General features: G+C 37.8%; 15 protein-coding genes and 2 pseudogenes. 11 read left to right on the plus strand and 6 right to left on the minus strand.

Going from position 1 to position 16,218, the window contains the following annotated elements; all coding sequences use genetic code 11:
* Positions 1 to 180: 180 nt before the first annotated feature.
* From HMPREF2810_RS06440 to HMPREF2810_RS06455, 4 genes are all read right to left on the minus strand, one after another.
* Positions 181 to 783, minus strand: a complete 603-nt coding sequence (locus tag HMPREF2810_RS06440; RefSeq protein ID WP_010709448.1) for an alpha/beta hydrolase — start codon at positions 781 to 783, stop codon at positions 181 to 183.
* A gap of 13 nt (positions 784 to 796) precedes the next feature.
* On the minus strand, positions 797 to 1,759 hold the full coding sequence (locus HMPREF2810_RS06445) for a ring-cleaving dioxygenase (RefSeq protein ID WP_033601223.1): 963 nt from the start codon (positions 1,757 to 1,759) through the stop codon (positions 797 to 799).
* Between the two features lie 10 nt (positions 1,760 to 1,769).
* Positions 1,770 to 2,198: a MarR family winged helix-turn-helix transcriptional regulator gene (locus HMPREF2810_RS06450; RefSeq protein ID WP_010715233.1), complete on the minus strand. Its 429-nt coding sequence runs from the start codon at positions 2,196 to 2,198 to the stop codon at positions 1,770 to 1,772.
* A 129-nt stretch (positions 2,199 to 2,327) separates the two neighbouring features.
* Positions 2,328 to 3,122: an SDR family NAD(P)-dependent oxidoreductase gene (locus tag HMPREF2810_RS06455; protein WP_002360217.1), complete on the minus strand. Its 795-nt coding sequence runs from the start codon at positions 3,120 to 3,122 to the stop codon at positions 2,328 to 2,330.
* A gap of 258 nt (positions 3,123 to 3,380) precedes the next feature.
* On the opposite strand from HMPREF2810_RS06455, the gene HMPREF2810_RS06460 reads away from it, so the two are divergent.
* Both HMPREF2810_RS06460 and HMPREF2810_RS06465 read left to right on the plus strand, forming a co-directional pair.
* The gene (locus tag HMPREF2810_RS06460; RefSeq protein ID WP_002364008.1) at positions 3,381 to 4,079 is read left to right on the plus strand and encodes a DUF7006 family protein; all 699 of its coding nucleotides are present in this window, start codon (positions 3,381 to 3,383) and stop codon (positions 4,077 to 4,079) included.
* A gap of 104 nt (positions 4,080 to 4,183) precedes the next feature.
* Complete coding sequence (locus HMPREF2810_RS06465) at positions 4,184 to 4,906, plus strand: TraX family protein (RefSeq protein WP_002357468.1); 723 nt, start codon at positions 4,184 to 4,186, stop codon at positions 4,904 to 4,906.
* A 58-nt stretch (positions 4,907 to 4,964) separates the two neighbouring features.
* Here HMPREF2810_RS06465 and HMPREF2810_RS06470 read toward each other — a convergent pair whose 3' ends face one another.
* Positions 4,965 to 5,999, minus strand: coding sequence for a YdcF family protein (locus tag HMPREF2810_RS06470; RefSeq protein WP_002420166.1), 1,035 nt, complete (start codon positions 5,997 to 5,999; stop codon positions 4,965 to 4,967).
* Between the two features lie 282 nt (positions 6,000 to 6,281).
* Here HMPREF2810_RS06470 and ptb point away from each other — a divergent pair, with 282 nt between their 5' ends.
* From ptb to HMPREF2810_RS06505, 8 genes and pseudogenes are all read left to right on the plus strand, one after another.
* The gene (ptb, locus tag HMPREF2810_RS06475; RefSeq protein ID WP_002360223.1) at positions 6,282 to 7,103 is read left to right on the plus strand and encodes a branched-chain phosphotransacylase; all 822 of its coding nucleotides are present in this window, start codon (positions 6,282 to 6,284) and stop codon (positions 7,101 to 7,103) included.
* Positions 7,104 to 7,121: 18 nt separating this feature from the next.
* On the plus strand, positions 7,122 to 8,204 hold the full coding sequence (buk, locus tag HMPREF2810_RS06480) for a butyrate kinase (protein ID WP_002420167.1): 1,083 nt from the start codon (positions 7,122 to 7,124) through the stop codon (positions 8,202 to 8,204).
* Positions 8,205 to 8,209: 5 nt separating this feature from the next.
* Entirely contained in the window at positions 8,210 to 9,619 is a 1,410-nt protein-coding gene (lpdA, locus tag HMPREF2810_RS06485) for a dihydrolipoyl dehydrogenase (RefSeq protein ID WP_010715232.1), read from the plus strand.
* A gap of 10 nt (positions 9,620 to 9,629) precedes the next feature.
* Entirely contained in the window at positions 9,630 to 10,622 is a 993-nt protein-coding gene (locus HMPREF2810_RS06490; RefSeq protein WP_002374771.1) for a thiamine pyrophosphate-dependent dehydrogenase E1 component subunit alpha, read from the plus strand.
* Between the two features lie 21 nt (positions 10,623 to 10,643).
* Positions 10,644 to 11,630: an alpha-ketoacid dehydrogenase subunit beta gene (locus HMPREF2810_RS06495; RefSeq protein WP_002357475.1), complete on the plus strand. Its 987-nt coding sequence runs from the start codon at positions 10,644 to 10,646 to the stop codon at positions 11,628 to 11,630.
* 44 nt (positions 11,631 to 11,674) lie between these two features.
* Positions 11,675 to 11,824, plus strand: a pseudogene (locus HMPREF2810_RS16225) (biotin/lipoyl-containing protein); the annotation flags it as partial.
* A gap of 195 nt (positions 11,825 to 12,019) precedes the next feature.
* Positions 12,020 to 12,952 (plus strand): annotated as a pseudogene (locus HMPREF2810_RS06500) (dihydrolipoamide acetyltransferase family protein); the annotation flags it as partial.
* Positions 12,953 to 13,095: 143 nt separating this feature from the next.
* Positions 13,096 to 14,148, plus strand: a complete 1,053-nt coding sequence (locus HMPREF2810_RS06505) for a PTS sugar transporter subunit IIC (RefSeq protein WP_002384478.1) — start codon at positions 13,096 to 13,098, stop codon at positions 14,146 to 14,148.
* 8 nt (positions 14,149 to 14,156) lie between these two features.
* Here HMPREF2810_RS06505 and HMPREF2810_RS06510 read toward each other — a convergent pair whose 3' ends face one another.
* A complete protein-coding gene (locus HMPREF2810_RS06510) occupies positions 14,157 to 15,047 on the minus strand; it encodes a LysR family transcriptional regulator (RefSeq protein WP_002369350.1) in 891 nt (296 codons plus the stop codon).
* Positions 15,048 to 15,223: 176 nt separating this feature from the next.
* Between HMPREF2810_RS06510 and HMPREF2810_RS06515 the strand changes: the two genes are divergently transcribed.
* A complete protein-coding gene (locus tag HMPREF2810_RS06515; RefSeq protein WP_010715229.1) occupies positions 15,224 to 16,165 on the plus strand; it encodes a 2-dehydropantoate 2-reductase in 942 nt (313 codons plus the stop codon).
* The last annotated feature ends 53 nt before the right edge of the window (positions 16,166 to 16,218 follow it).

Consider the following 16,218-nt stretch of genomic DNA (forward strand, 5'->3'; position numbering starts at 1 on the left):
TGAGCCTGGGACAAAAATCCAAAGAGATTTTTGTCCCAGGCTCAAAACCTGATAAACGGCGGGAACAGAACCAACTCCTTCGGAAATAAGCCGAAATTCTCCAAAAATTATAGAGCAATTTTCGGAAATTTCTTCTTATTTCTCGGAGCTAAACGGTTCTGTCCCGACCTCACTTTTTTGTTAAGAGGACAGATGTGCCAACCAAGTTTGTGTTTCCTTAATTTCTTGATAAGTTAATTGATGACTTTGTGTCCAAACCTCTTGTACGGTTGCTCCATGATTCTGAAATAATTGAATCACACGCATACTCTCAGGAAGTGGGACAATCGGGTCATGCTCTCCTAGAGATAATAAAACAGAAGTGTCGGTCAAGTCTGGTTGATTGGTCAATTCAACAGGAAACATGGGATGATAGAGGACAGCTTGATGGTAGCTGTCGGGATGAGTAAGCAATAATTGAATAGCGATATTGGCCCCATTTGAATAGCCAATAAAAATAATTTTATCCAATGAAAATTGATGTTCGTTAGCGGCTTGTTGAATAAACTTATGAAGCGCCTCGCCGCGTTTTTCTAGATCTTCTAAGTCATAATGACCTTCCGCTAGGCGCTTAAAATAACGATTCATTCCATTTTCTGAAACATCACCACGAATACTTAGCACAGTAGCTTGTTTATTTAGTTCTTGAGCAATTGGTAGGAGAGATGTTTCATCACCACCTGTACCGTGAAGTAGCACAAAGACAGGTGCTTCAGGATGTCCTTTTTTTAAAATTGAATGCATGTTTTTTTCCTCCTTAGGCTCGTTTTGTATTGAAAGGCTTGATAACACTCTCAATATACTCACGACGGTTTTCTAAAAATGGCGCAAGAGATAACTTTTCTCCTAATGTTTCGTAAGGTTCATCCCCCATAAACCCTGGTTCATCGGTGGCTAATTCGACTAAAATATGCCCAATGCGAACATACAATGATTCAAAATAATAACGATCGACATAGCCAGAGTTTTGTAAGCCTAAATGATCAAAGCGCGTTTGCCAAGTCCCAAGTGATTTGCGATCCGCTAAGCGGAATGCAACGTGATGTACTTCACCATATCCTTGTTGCGCTTGTGAGCTAGTATCATCGTCTACCAAAACGACTTGGGCACCATTGCCACCTTGGCCAACTTCAAGTAAATAGCGATTGCCTTCTTGTGCCACTACGTGAAAGCCTAGAATTTCTTCAAAGACTTCTTTGAATTCATGAAAATAGGAAATAGCTATTTCGACAGGTCCTAAGCCATAGATCGCAAATTCTGTTGGAACAGGTCCTTTTTTCCAAGGGGTGCCCGCTGTAACACCCTGATTTAATTCATCAGAGATTAATTGATACGCTTGATCATCAAAATCCCAAAAGCGAAGGACCTTTTTCCCAAATTCTTCAGAAATACCTGTGTGTTTGACAGCAAATTCATTGAAGCGATTTTCATAATAAGTCAAAGCTGCATCTGAAGGAACCCGGAACCCTGTTCTTGAAATTGTATTGGTTCCTTTTAATCCTTTAGGGTTATTGGGAAAATCGAAAAAGGTCATGGTTGTACCTGGTGTACCCAAATCATCGGCAAAATAGGTGTGGTAAGTATAGATATCATCTTGATTCACTGTTTTTTTGACTAAACGCATCCCTAAAACGTCTGTAAAGAAGTGATAGTTTTTTTCTGCATTACTTGTCATAGCTGTAACGTGGTGGATTCCTAATAATTGATCTTCTTTTTTCATCATTATTTCCTCATTTCGTTTCATTTGTTATTTTTCGTAAAGTTTTTTGAAGAAGAGTTAATTCTTCAGAAGAGAGTTGTTCAAATGCTTCTGCAATTCGCTTTGCATGCGTCGGGAAAATTTCTTTAATTAATGTTTTTCCAGCTTCTGTTAATTCAACGTAAGTAATGCGTCGGTCTTTTTCACTGGGGGTGCGCGTTACATAGCCTTTTTTATGTAATTGGTCAATAACATAAGTGGTGCTACTGCTGGCAATTAAAATTTTCTCCTTAATTTTTTGGATGGTCTGAGGACCTTTATGGAGTAACAGCTCTAATACTGAAAATTCTGTAATGTTTAAGTCATAACAAGCGACATCTTGCTTGGCAAGTTGCTCTAGTCGATGACTGGTTCTTAATAAACCGATATAGGCTTTTAAAGCTTCTTGCTGTTGGCTCATTGTTTCACCTCTTTTTTATTTCGAATTCGAGATAAATATAACTTACTTTTGGTAAGTAATCAATTAATATGCTTAAAAAGACAGCCAGCAAAAAATGTGAATTTTTGCTGGCTGTCTTTTTTGTTTATTTTAGAAGATCGTTGGAACTAAGCCGCCATCGATTCTTAAGGCTTCTCCTGAGAAGGAAGAAGAATCTGGGCTGGCCACAAAGGTAACAAAACGACCAATTTCTTCTGGTCGAATGAGCCGTTGGATTTGTGAACGAGAACGATGATTTTTCATGAAATCTTTTTCCCAATCCTCTTTGGGAATGTCTGAATCAGCGTACATATCTTCCAACATTTTTTCTACACCTTCGGTAAGGGTTGAGCCAGGCATAACCGTGTTAACGGTGACATGTGTGCCGACAGTTAAGTTGGATAAACTTTTAGCTAATGAAAGATTCATCGTTTTTGTCATGCTATATTGGGGCATTTCGCCAGAAGGCATCACCGCTTCTTCGCTAGCGATGAAAATAATGCGACCAAAATCTTGTGCAAGCATTTTAGGTAGATAAGCTTTTGCTAATGCATTGCCTGACAACACGTTCACAGTAAAAAATTTTTCCCAAGTGGCGTCATCGATGTCCCAGTATTCCATTGGTTCAAAAATCCCCATATTATTCACTAAAATGTCGACTTTAGGGAATTTTTCAAGTAAAGTAGTTCGTTGACTTTCAATGGAAATATCGGCAGTTCCTGCTTGAGGATGAGTGTCTGGAAACATTGTTTGTATTTCTTCAACAACTTTGATTACTTCGGCTTCATTGCGCCCATTGATAATGACATCGGTCCCTTCACGAGCCATTTCAATCGCAATTGCTTTGCCAATTCCTTTGGTTGAACCAGTAATTAATGCTAATTTATTCGTTAAGTGTAAATCCATTTAAATCCCTCCAACGTTTGTCTATATGTCTATATCTAGTGTAGGTCTTTTTCTGGACTTTTAAAAGGAAAAAGTTTTTTCGGCCCGCGGGAAACAAGCCCCAATAACTACTTAACAGCTGAATTTTCACTTTTTGGGCGTAAAACGAGTAATTATTGTCAGTAAAAAAGCGTCACTTTTTTGATAGAATAACTAGAGACGAAATTGGCTAAGACCAATTTTGTAAAATTGTACATAAAAAAGAAGAGTGGGAATGCTATGAAGAAACAATATTACTGGAATATACCCGATAACTTACTAAACTCGTTAAAACAGCGGAAAAAGTTATACAGCTTTTATAAAAATGAACAAAATAAGGCAAGAGAATTAGTAGAGAATTGTCAGTCGGTTCTTTTTCCTGAATTAGTCGCTTCGCTGAATAAAATAGATGAGCGGATTAAATTATTGATATTCTATCAAAATTTAGAAGATTGTGAGCTTTCAGAAGAAGAAATTATTACTGTGATTGAGCGAGAATATTTTGTGACTTTTTATGAAACAATTGAAGAACCGACCACTGAAATTATTAGTAGTCATTCTATGTATTATTTATTGCAACAGCCGACTAAAGAAATGCTTTGGGATTTAGACTTTAGTAACATGTTAAAACAAGGTCAGTTAGTTGATTTAATGGATTATCAAAAATTGACCAAATGTTATCAAAAGCTGCAGAATCAAGCTAAAAATTTGATTGAAAAATTAAATAAAGAAACATTTTACACATTCTATAGTCAACTTTTATTGATTGATTGCCAATGCAAATTATTAATAGAAGAGGCGCTTCTAAAAGAAGAATCATTGATGACGGTCGATGAATGCTTAACAGCCATTAAGCAAGAAATTCGAAAAATTCATTTTGAACAATTTAAATACCAACATTATTTATTTGAAGATTTATCTTTGCGGTACCAAGTTTAACGAAAGTGACAAAAAGAATGGTTGAATCTAACAAGAATGTTCGTTGTTTTCTGTTATATAAAAAGATATGATAGTTTCTGTAGAAAAAATAAAGGAGACGATTCATGAACGCAAATCGCTTAAAGTTATTGATGATGGGGTTAATGGTTCTTGACCATATTAGTTATTTTGTTCCGCCAGAATGGGCACTGATTTTTCATGTAATTACTCGTTGTGTCGGCGTGTTTTTTGGTTACATGGCTGTAGAAGGTTTCAACTATACACGGAATGTTTATCGTTACAATGGTCGTTTGTATATTTGGGCAGCAATCATGTTTGTTGGAAATACGCTTCTAAATCATTTAGTGAATAATCCAGCTGTCGCAGTTCACAACAATATTTTCTTCACCTTAGCCCTTGGGGTCAGTATGTTAATTGTGACAAAAGCGATGCTAGAGATGCCAAAAATCAGTTTAAAGATTGTTTTATTGATTAGTATATTAGCCATTTTAGGAATAGGAGCAATGTTTGCTGAAGGTGGCATTGTGATGTTACCTTTTATGTTGATTACGTATTTAGCCAGAAAGAGACTTGTCTTACGGAACTGTTTATATGGTGCATTAGCGCTCTTTTTCTTAGTTACAAGTTTTCAATGGTTGGGAGATTGGCCAACGACAATTGAAATGTTAGCTTATAATTCTGATTTTATGTTTATCACTGTGTTACCATTTATATCGCTTTACAATGGTGAGAGAGGGAGCAAAGCACCATTTTTCAAATATTTATTTTACGGATTCTATCCGCTTCATTTATGGCTGATTGCGTTAATAGCCAATTACGTTCATTAAACTTTTTATAATAAAAGAATAAAAACAGCGACTCACCAAAATGTGAGCCGCTGTTTTTTTAGATGGGTAAGCTACTGATTCCTAAAAGAAGAGTGACAAGTAGAAAAACAAAAAACACAATTCGCTTATCATGAACCAGTAAGGCAATGTATTCTCGGATTAGAGCAGTTGGTAAAAAATATAAGGCAGTTGGTGCTCCAACACCTTCAGCTTTTAAGCCGACACGATGGGCATACATAGCTCCTCGTAAGACATGATAGTTATTTGTTGAAAAAATAACAGAGGGTTGTTTAGAATCAGACGGCATCTTTTGCCAATCCGCCTGAATGATTGCTTTAGAAAACAACATATTTTCATAAGTGGTTGTGGATTGGTCCTCCAACAAAATTGCTTCCGCAGGAATATTTTGTGAAAGCAAATATTTTTTCATTGCGAAAGCTTCGGCCACAGGTTCGTCAGGACCTTGACCACCGCTGACTACAAATTTAGCGGTGGGATTTTTTTCATAATATTCAATCCCTTTATCTAACCGACTCTTCAAAAGTGGAGGCACTTCCTCGCTACGAATTCCCGAACCTAAAACAATGATATAATCAACCGCTTTTTTTAAAGGAATCATTTGGTACATCCATGAATACAAGACGTAAGCAGCAAATAGAAAGGTCAGTAAAAGATCCATTAACAATAGAAAAAGTAAGAACAGAAAAAGCACATAAGGTATTTGCGCTGTGCCAACTGATAATAAATATAGAAAGGCGGGTAAAGCAATTAATAAGTTCAGTCCTAAGCCCGCCGACAATTTAGCCGTGACACTTTTGCCTTCTTTCGTTTGCATTGTACGTGAGTTAAAAATAAAGTAAATGCAAATGCCGATAAACACAGCGGGAATTAATAGATAACCAATAGCCAAGGTAATTAAGTCGCCATTCTTAAAATGTAAATAAATTTTGTCTAGTCCGATAAATAGTAAGGTGACTAATGACAATAAGGTGCCAGAAGCCAGAGTGATACCGCCGAGGATACTGCGGTTATTAATTTTTAATATACCAAATCCTAGTAGGGCGATAAACAAAAAGAATAGTAGTAGTGCCATTTAATTCCTCCTAAAAATAAGTATCTAAAGTATAACATGCTTTAGGATCGGACATAAATAAACAGCTGTGCCGAAGCATAAGTTTTCCTTTCATTCTTAGAAAAGAATTTTTTTCATGAAAAGTAAATTAGATAACAATTGTTTAGAGAAAGAAAAGCTTGATTTACTAAGCTTTTCCTTCTCTATAAAAAATATTAATAAGGGCATAAAAATTAACAATTTGTATGCGCTTACATAATGAGGTAGATTTAAAGTGTAAAGAAGAAAAAATGAGGTGAGAAAATGATCACTGTTTCAATTGCAGGAGGTTCACAACCAGAGATTTTACAGCTAGTTAAAAAAGCGCTAAAAGAAGCCGAGCAACCGTTGCAGTTTATTGTATTTGATACAAATGAAAATCTTGATACTGAAAATCTCTGGAAATATGTTCATTGCTCAGATGAGGCCGCGGTAGCACAGGAAGCTGTCAGTCTAGTTGCAACCGGTCAAGCACAAATTTTATTGAAAGGAATTATTCAGACCCACACATTACTGAAAGAAATGTTGAAAAGCGAGCATCAATTAAAAAATAAACCGATTCTTTCCCATGTAGCAATGGTGGAGCTGCCTGCGGGAAAAACCTTCTTGTTAACCGATTGTGCGATGAACATCGCCCCCACTCAAGCGACCCTCATTGAAATTGTTGAAAATGCTAAAGAAGTCGCCCAAAAATTGGGACTGCACCACCCGAAAATTGCTTTGTTAAGCGCAGCGGAAAATTTCAATCCTAAAATGCCTTCGTCTGTTTTAGCAAAAGAAGTCACGGCACATTTTAATGATCAACAAGAGGCTACGGTTTTTGGGCCACTTTCGCTTGATTTAGCGACCTCTGAAGAAGCGGTTGCGCATAAACGTTACAGCGGTCCTATCATGGGGGATGCAGATATTTTAGTGGTCCCAACTATTGATGTTGGAAATTGTTTATACAAATCATTAACCTTGTTTGGGCACGCCAAGGTGGGAGGAACGATTGTTGGCACAAAAGTCCCAGTCGTTTTAACATCTAGAAGCGATTCGACAGAAAGCAAATTCCATTCATTAAGATTTGCCATGAGACAAGTTTAAAAAAAGGAGCAGAAAACAATGGAAACAGTATTGGTTATTAATCCTGGCTCGACCTCCACGAAGTTAGCGCTTTTTGCTAATCATGATTGCTTGGCAGAAGAAACGCTTAGACATAGCGTCCAAGAATTGGCACCTTTTGAAAATGTTGTCAGTCAAACAGCATTTCGAAAACAAATGATCGCGGAATTTTTAGAAACACATAACATCACACAATTAGCCGCTGTCGTAGGGCGTGGTGGTTTGCTTAAGCCTATTCCTGGCGGTACGTATCTTGTCGATCAACAAATGCTAGAAGACTTGCGGACAGAACGCTTTAATACCCATGCTTCAAATTTAGGGGCGATTTTAGCTAATGAGTTTGCAGAAAAATATCACGTGTCAGCCTTTATTGTCGATCCTGTTGTTGTAGATGAGCTACAGCCATTAGCCAGGATTTCTGGATTAAAAGGCATTCAGCGGCGTAGCGTTGGTCACGCCTTAAATCAAAAAGCGGTCGCTCGAAAAATCGCTGAGGATTTAGGGAAAACATATGAGCAAAGCAATTTTATCGTTGTTCATTTAGGTGGGGGCATTAGCTTGGGGGCGCATCAAAAAGGCCGCATGGTGGATGTGGTAAATGGGCTTGATGGTGAAGGTCCTTATACGCCTGAACGCAGTGGCGCCTTACCGCTCGTTGAATTTGCGCAATGGATACTTGAAAAGGAGTTGACGATTAGCCAAGTGAAAAAGCTAATTGCGGGTAATAGCGGTCTTAAATCATACCTAGGTGAAACAGATTTACGGCATATCCAAGCACAAATAGCTGCAGGTGATCAAACAGCAAATTACTATTTAAAAGGAATGTGTTACCAAATCGCAAAAAGTATTGGCGAGATGGCCGTGGTTCTTGAAGGCACAATTGATGCAATTATTTTAACAGGGGGCGCAGCCTATTCGCAAACCGTTGTTCAAGAAATTAGTCAAAAAGTCACTTGGATTGCACCAATTAAGGTTTACCCAGGTGAAATGGAGATGGCTGCTTTATATGAAGGCGTCAATCGAGTATTAACAGGGGAAGAACAAGCTTTAAATTATAGTGAAGCAAAAATTGAGCAGGAGTGATCAAAATGGCGGAACAAACAGATTTACTGATTTTAGGTGGCGGAACAGGAGGCTATGTAGCAGCAATTCGAGCTGCACAAAAAGGGCTAAACGTCACAATTGTTGAAAAATACAAATTAGGTGGCACTTGTTTGCACAAAGGCTGTATCCCTACAAAAGCTTTATTAAGAAGCGCAGAGGTTTTTGATACCTTAAAACAAGCGGCTTCTTTTGGGATTGAAACAGAGGCATCGTCCATTGATTTTTCTAAAATACAACAACGGAAAGAAGGAATTATTGAGCAGTTACACAAAGGTGTTGAAGGCTTATGCAAGAAAAATAAAATCAAAATTTTAGCAGGCGAAGGTGCGATTTTAGGTCCCTCTATTTTTTCACCAGTCTCTGGCGCAGTGGCAGTTACGTTTAATGATCCAACACGGGAAGAAGAAATTATTGTTCCTAAAAATGTCATTATTGCGACAGGCTCTAGTCCTAAAACGTTACCTAATTTGCCATTAGATGAAGAATTTATCTTATCTTCTGATGGGATGCTTGAATTAGAAGAATTACCAGAATCAATTGCAATTATTGGTGGTGGCGTTATTGGTGTCGAGTGGGCTTCTTTATTAAATAGTTTAGGTGTCAACGTAACTATCATTGAATTTTTGGATCGTTTACTTATAAATGAGAGTGCAACAATTTCTAAAGAATTAAAGAAACGTTTAGAGCAACGAGGAATTAACATTCTATTAGGTAGCAAAGTCCAAGAAGCGAAAGTTACTGGACAAAAGGTTCAAGTAGAAGTTGCAGGACAAGAAACCCTCACCGTTGACAAAGTCATGGTAGCAATTGGACGTCAGCCCAATATCAATAAGTTAGGGTTACAGAATACCTCAGTGAAATATACTGACAAAGGCATTGAAGTAAATGAATTTTATCAAACCACAGAAGGACATATTTATGCGATCGGTGATTGTATCGATACACTCCAACTAGCACATGTGGCTATGAAAGAAGGAGAGTTAGCTGTTCAGCATCTTTTAGGCGAGACAGTTGAACCTTTAAATTATACAAACGTGCCTCGAGGTGTTTATACAAATCCTGAAATAGCAAGTGTCGGCTATACTAGAGAAACTTTACCAGCAGATAAAGAAGTAGTGATTGGTACCTTTAATTTTAATGGTAATGGTAAATCACTTGTTTATGGAGAAACAGATGGCTTTATAGAAGTAATTCGTGATAAGAATACCGATGATTTATTAGGGGTTTCTATGATTGGCCCACATGTCACGGATTTAATTGCCGAAGCAAGTACTGCCATGTATTTAGATGCCGCGCCCATTGAAATTGGCGAAGCAATCCATGCGCATCCAACAATGACAGAAGTATTGCAAGAAGCAGCCTTAGATACTTATGGCTTAGCGATTCACAAATAGAGAAAGGTTGATGAAAATGAAAGCGCTTAAAAAATCGGGTTTATCAAAAGAAGAATTGATTCAGGCATATCGTCAAGTACTAAGAGGACGTCGTTTAGACGAACGGTTGTGGCAATTAACAAGGATTGGTAAGACCTCTTTCAATATTTCTGGTCAAGGGGCAGAAGTTGCACAAGTAGCGATGGCGATGGCTTTTGATCCTCAAAAAGATTATTTTTTACCGTATTATCGTGATATGACCGCGTGCTTGGTTTGGGGCATGACCTCCAAAGATATTTTAATGGGTTCTTTTGGAAAAGAAGCGGATCCTTCTTCCCATGGTCGTCAAATGCCGAATCATTATGGTTCAAAAGAGCATAATATTGTTTCCTTCTCTTCAACAGTAAGTACACAAATGCCATTAGCGACAGGTGTTGGTTATGCAGCGCAACTTCAAAAAGCTGATTTTGTTGCATTGACCACCACTGGGGAAGGGTCTGCCAATCAAGGAGAAGTCCAAGAAGCTATGAACTTTGCAGGCGTAAAAAAATTACCAGTCATTTTTGTTGTTGAAAATAATGAATATGCGATTTCTGTCCCAATTGAAGAACAGTATGCCAATAAACGAATGGCCGATCGCGCGAAAGCTTATGGCTTTGAAGGTGTGACCGTTGATGGTAGTGATTTTACTGAAGTCTATCTAGCATTTAAAGAAGCAGTAAAAGCGGCTCGCGGGAAAAAAGGACCAAAATTGATTGAACTAATGGTTTCTCGCTTGACTTCTCATTCCGCTGACGATGATCAATCTGTTTATCGTTCAAAAGAAGAAATTGAAGAGATGAAAAAGAACGATGCAGTGAAGCTTTTTGAAAAACAATTATTAGAAGAGGGCTATTTAACAGACGAAGACATTGCCAAAATTGATGAAGAAATTCGTGCAGAAATCAATCAAGCAACGGATGAAGCAGAAGCAATGCCAGATCCTGTACCGACATCAATTTTAGAAGAAGTGTATGCAAAATAAGAGAAGAGGAGAAGAAATATAATGGCTGAGATGACTTATTTAGAAGCAATTAACTTAGGAATTTCTGAAGAAATGGCTCGTGATGAAAAAGTAGTTATTTTTGGGGAAGATGTCGGCGGGGACAAAGGCGGCGTATTCGGTGTAACAAAGGGCTTGGCTGCTAAATACGGTGACGAGCGTTGTTTTAATACACCGTTAACAGAAGGCTTAATTGGTGGTTTAGCTGTCGGCTTAGGTTTAATGGGTTATCGTGCAATTGGTGAATTTCAATTTGCGGATTACATTTTGCCTGCAACCAATCAATTGTTATCAGAGGCTCGGACAATGCGCTATAGAACAAAAGGCGATTGGACTGCGCCAATCGTTTATCGGACCCCTTATGGCGGCGGTGTTCGTGGTGGGCTGTATCATTCTCAGTCTACAGAAAAAGTTTTTTGTGGACAACCAGGATTAAGAGTGGTGACCCCCTCTAATCCTTATGATGCAAAAGGGATGATTAAAGCAGCAATTCGTTCCGATGATCCAGTCATTTTTTACGAACATAAGCGTTTATATCGTTTACTAAAAGATGAAGTGCCTGCAGATGATTATATCGTACCAATTGACAAAGCCAATGTCGTTAGAACGGGTAGTGATTTAACCGTGATTAGTTACGGCATGACCTTGCAATTAGCTTTAGCTGCGGCGGAAAAACTAGCCGCTGAAGGTATTGATGCCGAAATCGTCGATGTTCGCTCATTATATCCTTTAGATCGCGAAACATTAGTGGCTGCAGCTAAGAAAACGGGGAAGGTTTTACTCGTAACAGAAGACAATAAAGAAGGCAGTGTGATGAGTGAAATTGCAGCAATGATTTCAGAAGATGCTCTCTTTGATTTAGATGCACCGATTCAACGACTTGCAGGACCTGATTGTCCAAGCATGCCTTATGCATTACCTTTAGAAAGAGAATTTTTAATCAATGAAGAGCAAGTATTAGCAGCAATGAAAGAATTAGCAGAATTTTAATTGAAGCAAGGAGGAAAAAATAAATGGCCACAAAAGAAATCAAAATGCCTCATCTAGGCGAAAGTGTCACAGAGGCAGCCATTGTTCAATGGTTAGTTAAACCAGGGGATTCGGTGAAACGCTATGATCCTTTAATGGAAGTCGTTTCTGATAAAGTCACCACGGAAGTCCCATCAGATTTTGATGGTGTAGTAAAAGAATTTCTGATTTCTCTAGATACAGATGTGCCCATCGGAACAGCGGTGATGACGTTAGAGACAGAAGAAACAACAGAAGAAACAGAAGTAGCTACTTTAGCACCAGTGAAAGAAGCAAGTGCGGAACAAGCACATGAACATGAAACGGCTGAAACAACAAGCACTGCGACGTCCCATCAAAAAAATAATGGTCGTTATTCCCCAGCAGTCCTTAAAATTGCCCAAGAAAAAAAGATTGATTTAACACAAGTTACAGGGACAGGTCGTGATGGTCGAATTACTAGAAAAGATGTCACAAACTTTACACCAACACAGGCAAGAACACCTGAGAAAACAGTGAGTCCAGGAACTAGCCCTTCAATTTCAGAGGAGCCAGTTGCTTCGCAAAATGAAAGCGCCGCAACAGCTAGTCCAACTGAAACAACCACAGATAAAATTGTCTCTGCAGATCCTGTACGTAAAGCGATTGCTAAAAAAATGGTACAAAGTGTCAACGAAATCCCTCATGCTTGGTTAATGGTGGAAGCGGATGTGACCAACTTAGTCCAACTTAGAAATTCATTAAAAGATGAATTTAAACAACAAGAGGGACTGTCTCTAAGCTTCTTCCCATTTTTTGCCAAAGCAGTCATTCAAGCGTTAAAGAAAAATCCAAAAATCAATACATCTTGGGATGATGGCTCAATTATTTATCATAAAGATGTTAATTTATCCATAGCTGTAACGACAGACGAGCATCTTTACGTGCCAGTGATTCAACAAGCGGATAACTATTCGATTGCAGGGCTAGCTAAAGAAATCAATCGTTTGGCACAAGAAGTCCGACAAGGAACGCTGGCAAGCAAAGAAATGCAAGGAGGGACCTTTACCCTTAATAATACTGGGACACTAGGTTCCGTCCAATCGATGGGAATTATTAACCATCCACAAGCTGCGATATTACAAGTAGAGTCAATTAATAAACGCCTTGTGCCAACCGCAGATGGAGGCTTTAAAGTGGCAGATATGGTTAACTTATGTCTTTCTATTGATCATCGAATTTTAGATGGACAACAAGCAGGTAAGTTCTTGCGAGATGTTAAAGATAATTTAGCGAAATATAATGCGGATACGGATGTATATTAAAAATCGTTCCTTACTTTAGTTAAATAAAAAGCGCCTCAAAGAAATAAACGCTCTTCTTTGAGGCCGCTCTTTATCTAACAGAAAGTTCAATCATTCTCAAACTTATTCTAAAAAAACAAAAATAATCAATAGGAGTGTTGAAAATGCCCACTGATAAACTGGATGCTCAATTAACCCCAAGAATATTTTTTAACAAAGTGTTAGCTGGAACAGCTTCCGGCACCATTATCGCCTTAATTCCCAATGCTGTATTAGGAGCCATTTTAAAATATTTTGCAGAATACAAGATTATCGAAATGATTATTCATGCGGCGCAAATTTTCCAACTAGCCACCCCTTTAATTATTGGTGGACTGATTGCTTTTCAATTTGGCTTAACGCCACAGAAAATGATGATTGCTGGCGGTGCAGCATTTGCTGGCTCTGGCGTGATTAAATTTAATTCAGAAGTGAAAGGCTTTATTGGTGCAGGCACTGGTGACATCATTAATATTATGATTACCGCTTCTGTTGCAGTCTTACTTTTATTGGTCATCGATAAAAAATTCGGTTCAGTGGAAATCATTGCTTTACCGATCGTTGTTGGAGTAGGTGCAGGCTTGTTTGGCATGTTGATTTATCCATATGTGACACAAATCACGGTCGCCATCGGGAAAGTGATTAACAATTTTACTGATTTTCAGCCAATTATCATGAGTATTTTAATTGCTTGTTCATTTGCTGCACTGATTATTTCGCCAATCACTACTGTGGCAATCGGTTTGGCGATTCAGTTGAATGGCTTGTCTGCAGGTGCTGCTGCAATGGGAATTGCAGCCACAACTGTTGTTCTTGTGATTAATTCTTGGAATGTCAACCAATCGGGAGTGACACTGGCTGTCTCTTTGGGCGGCATGAAAATGATGATGCCTAACTTATTTAAATACCCAATTATTTTAATTCCTTGTTTATTTACAGCGACTATTTCAGCAATTCCTGTGGTTCTATTCAACATTTCAGGAACCCCACAATCGGCTGGATTTGGCTTGGTTGGACTCGTGGGACCACTTGCTTCATTGGATGCGGGCTTAGGGATCTTACCCTTACTCTTTTCTTGGTTTGTTGTTCCAATTGTCGCGGGTTTATTCTCAAAATTCTTATTTGAAAAAGTGTTGAAACTTTATGATAGTAAAGTCGTCTTTGCTTATCAAGGCTAGATTATCCATTAATTTTCTTTAATGATTTGGATAAAATCTCTAACATCTTCTGTCAGACTAAAATCGCGGCGCAAAGCAATGCCGATGGGGAAATAGTCAAACTTATCTTTTAAAGGAATCCATTTCAGTCCCTGACTTTTTCCCACTTCATAATATTCAATCGGCAGCAAACAAATCGAATTATTTTTTTGTAAACTATAAAGAAGTACTTGTAAATCATCGTTATGCAAAATGATATTCGGCTCATAACCGAAGCTCCGAGTCCGATCTAATAGTAGGCGACCAATCATAAAATTATCACTTAACGATGAAAATCGTTGATCTTTCAAATCTTTAAAAGTTAATTTTTCATATTGGGAGAGAGGATTTGATTCTGGTACCACGACATAAACATGGTAGCCTTTGGTAGTCGTTTCTAAAGGTTCAATATGAATAATTTCAGGTAAGGTATTTGGAAAAGAAATTAGTCCCATATCAATTTCTTTATTTGCTAACATCGTTTGTAATTTTGGCGAGCCATCTTGTTGTAATATTAAATTCACATGTGGATGGGTTGTTAAAAATCGTGAAATTTCTTTCATAAATTGTACAGCAAATAAAGTAGTTAAGCCTAAACGTAATTGCTTTTTGACTGGTTTCTGGTTCATTTCACGAATATCTGTTACCAATTGATCGAATTGAAAAACAACTTCTTGGCCATGTTCATATAAATAAACACCAGTATCGGTTAATTGAAACGGTTGATCAGAATGATCAAACAACGCTGTGCCTAACTCAGATTCCATTTTTTTCAATGCTAAAGAAAGTGTTGGTTGGGTGACAAATAAATTGCGAGCGGCCGCCGATAAACTGCGGGTATTAACAATTTCAATGAAGTACTTTAAAAGCTGAATATTCATCAGAAACTCCCTTTCTTTTTAAAAGCGCTTACACAAATGTGCTTGGATAAAAAATAACAAATAGATCACTTATAATATAACATATGTTTTGCCTTTTTATTGCTATAAAAGTAAGAGATAGAGATTTTCTTAGCAGATTTTTACCTAAAAATAAAAAATTGAACGGAGGAAAAGAAATGAAGATTATTATCGCAGGTGCTGGCGCTATGGGCAGTCGTTTTGGACTAATGTTACATCAAGCAGGAAATGACGTTATTTTTGTTGATGGTTGGCCAGAACATATTGAAGCAATAAGAAAAAACGGGTTAGTTGCTGATTTTAATGGCGAAGTGGTGACCGCTAAAATTCCTATCTATCCTCAGACAGAAGTAGCAAGCATCGATTTTACAGCAGACTTAGTTATCCTATTTACAAAAGCAATGCAACTGGAAGGAATGCTTGAAGCATTAGAACATTTCCTTAATAAAAATACGAAAGTTTTATGCTTGTTAAATGGAATTGGGCACGAAGATCTTATCAAAAAATACGTGCCTTACGAAAATATTTTATTAGGAAACACAATGTGGACCGCTGGGTTAGAAGGACCGGGCAAAGTAAAATTATTTGGTAATGGTTCGATTGATTTACAAAATTTAGGGGCGCAAAGTGAACAAGCAGCGGAAGCAGTCATTAAGGTATTAAATAACGCTGGCTTAAATGCACGTTATTCTGAGAATATTTTATCATCCATTTATAAGAAGGCCTGTGTGAATGGAACAATGAATGGTTTATGTACTTTGTTGGATTGTAATATGGCAGACTTTGGCGAAACAGAGCAAGCAGATCAAATTGTTCAACAAATAGTTAATGAATTTTTAGCAGTCGCTGAAGTGGAACAAGTTACGTTAGATAAACAAGCAGTTCTTCAACAAATCCGCTCGTGTTATAATCGAGAAACAATTGGTTTGCACCATCCATCGATGTATCAGGACTTAATAACCAATCATCGTTTAACCGAAATTGATTATATCAATGGAGCAATTGTTCGCAAAGGGAAAGCTTATGGGATTGCTACACCGTACTGTCAGTTTTTAACAGAGTTAATTCATTGTAAAGAAAATTTACTTCATGCTAAATAACAAGTAAAAACAGAAATACTCTTGAGTCGGTCTTGAGAAGAGCTTGACCTACT

The sequence above is a fragment of the Enterococcus sp. HMSC078F03 genome (genome assembly GCF_001811595.1).
In the GTDB taxonomy this organism is placed as follows: Bacteria; Bacillota; Bacilli; order Lactobacillales; family Enterococcaceae; genus Enterococcus; species Enterococcus faecalis.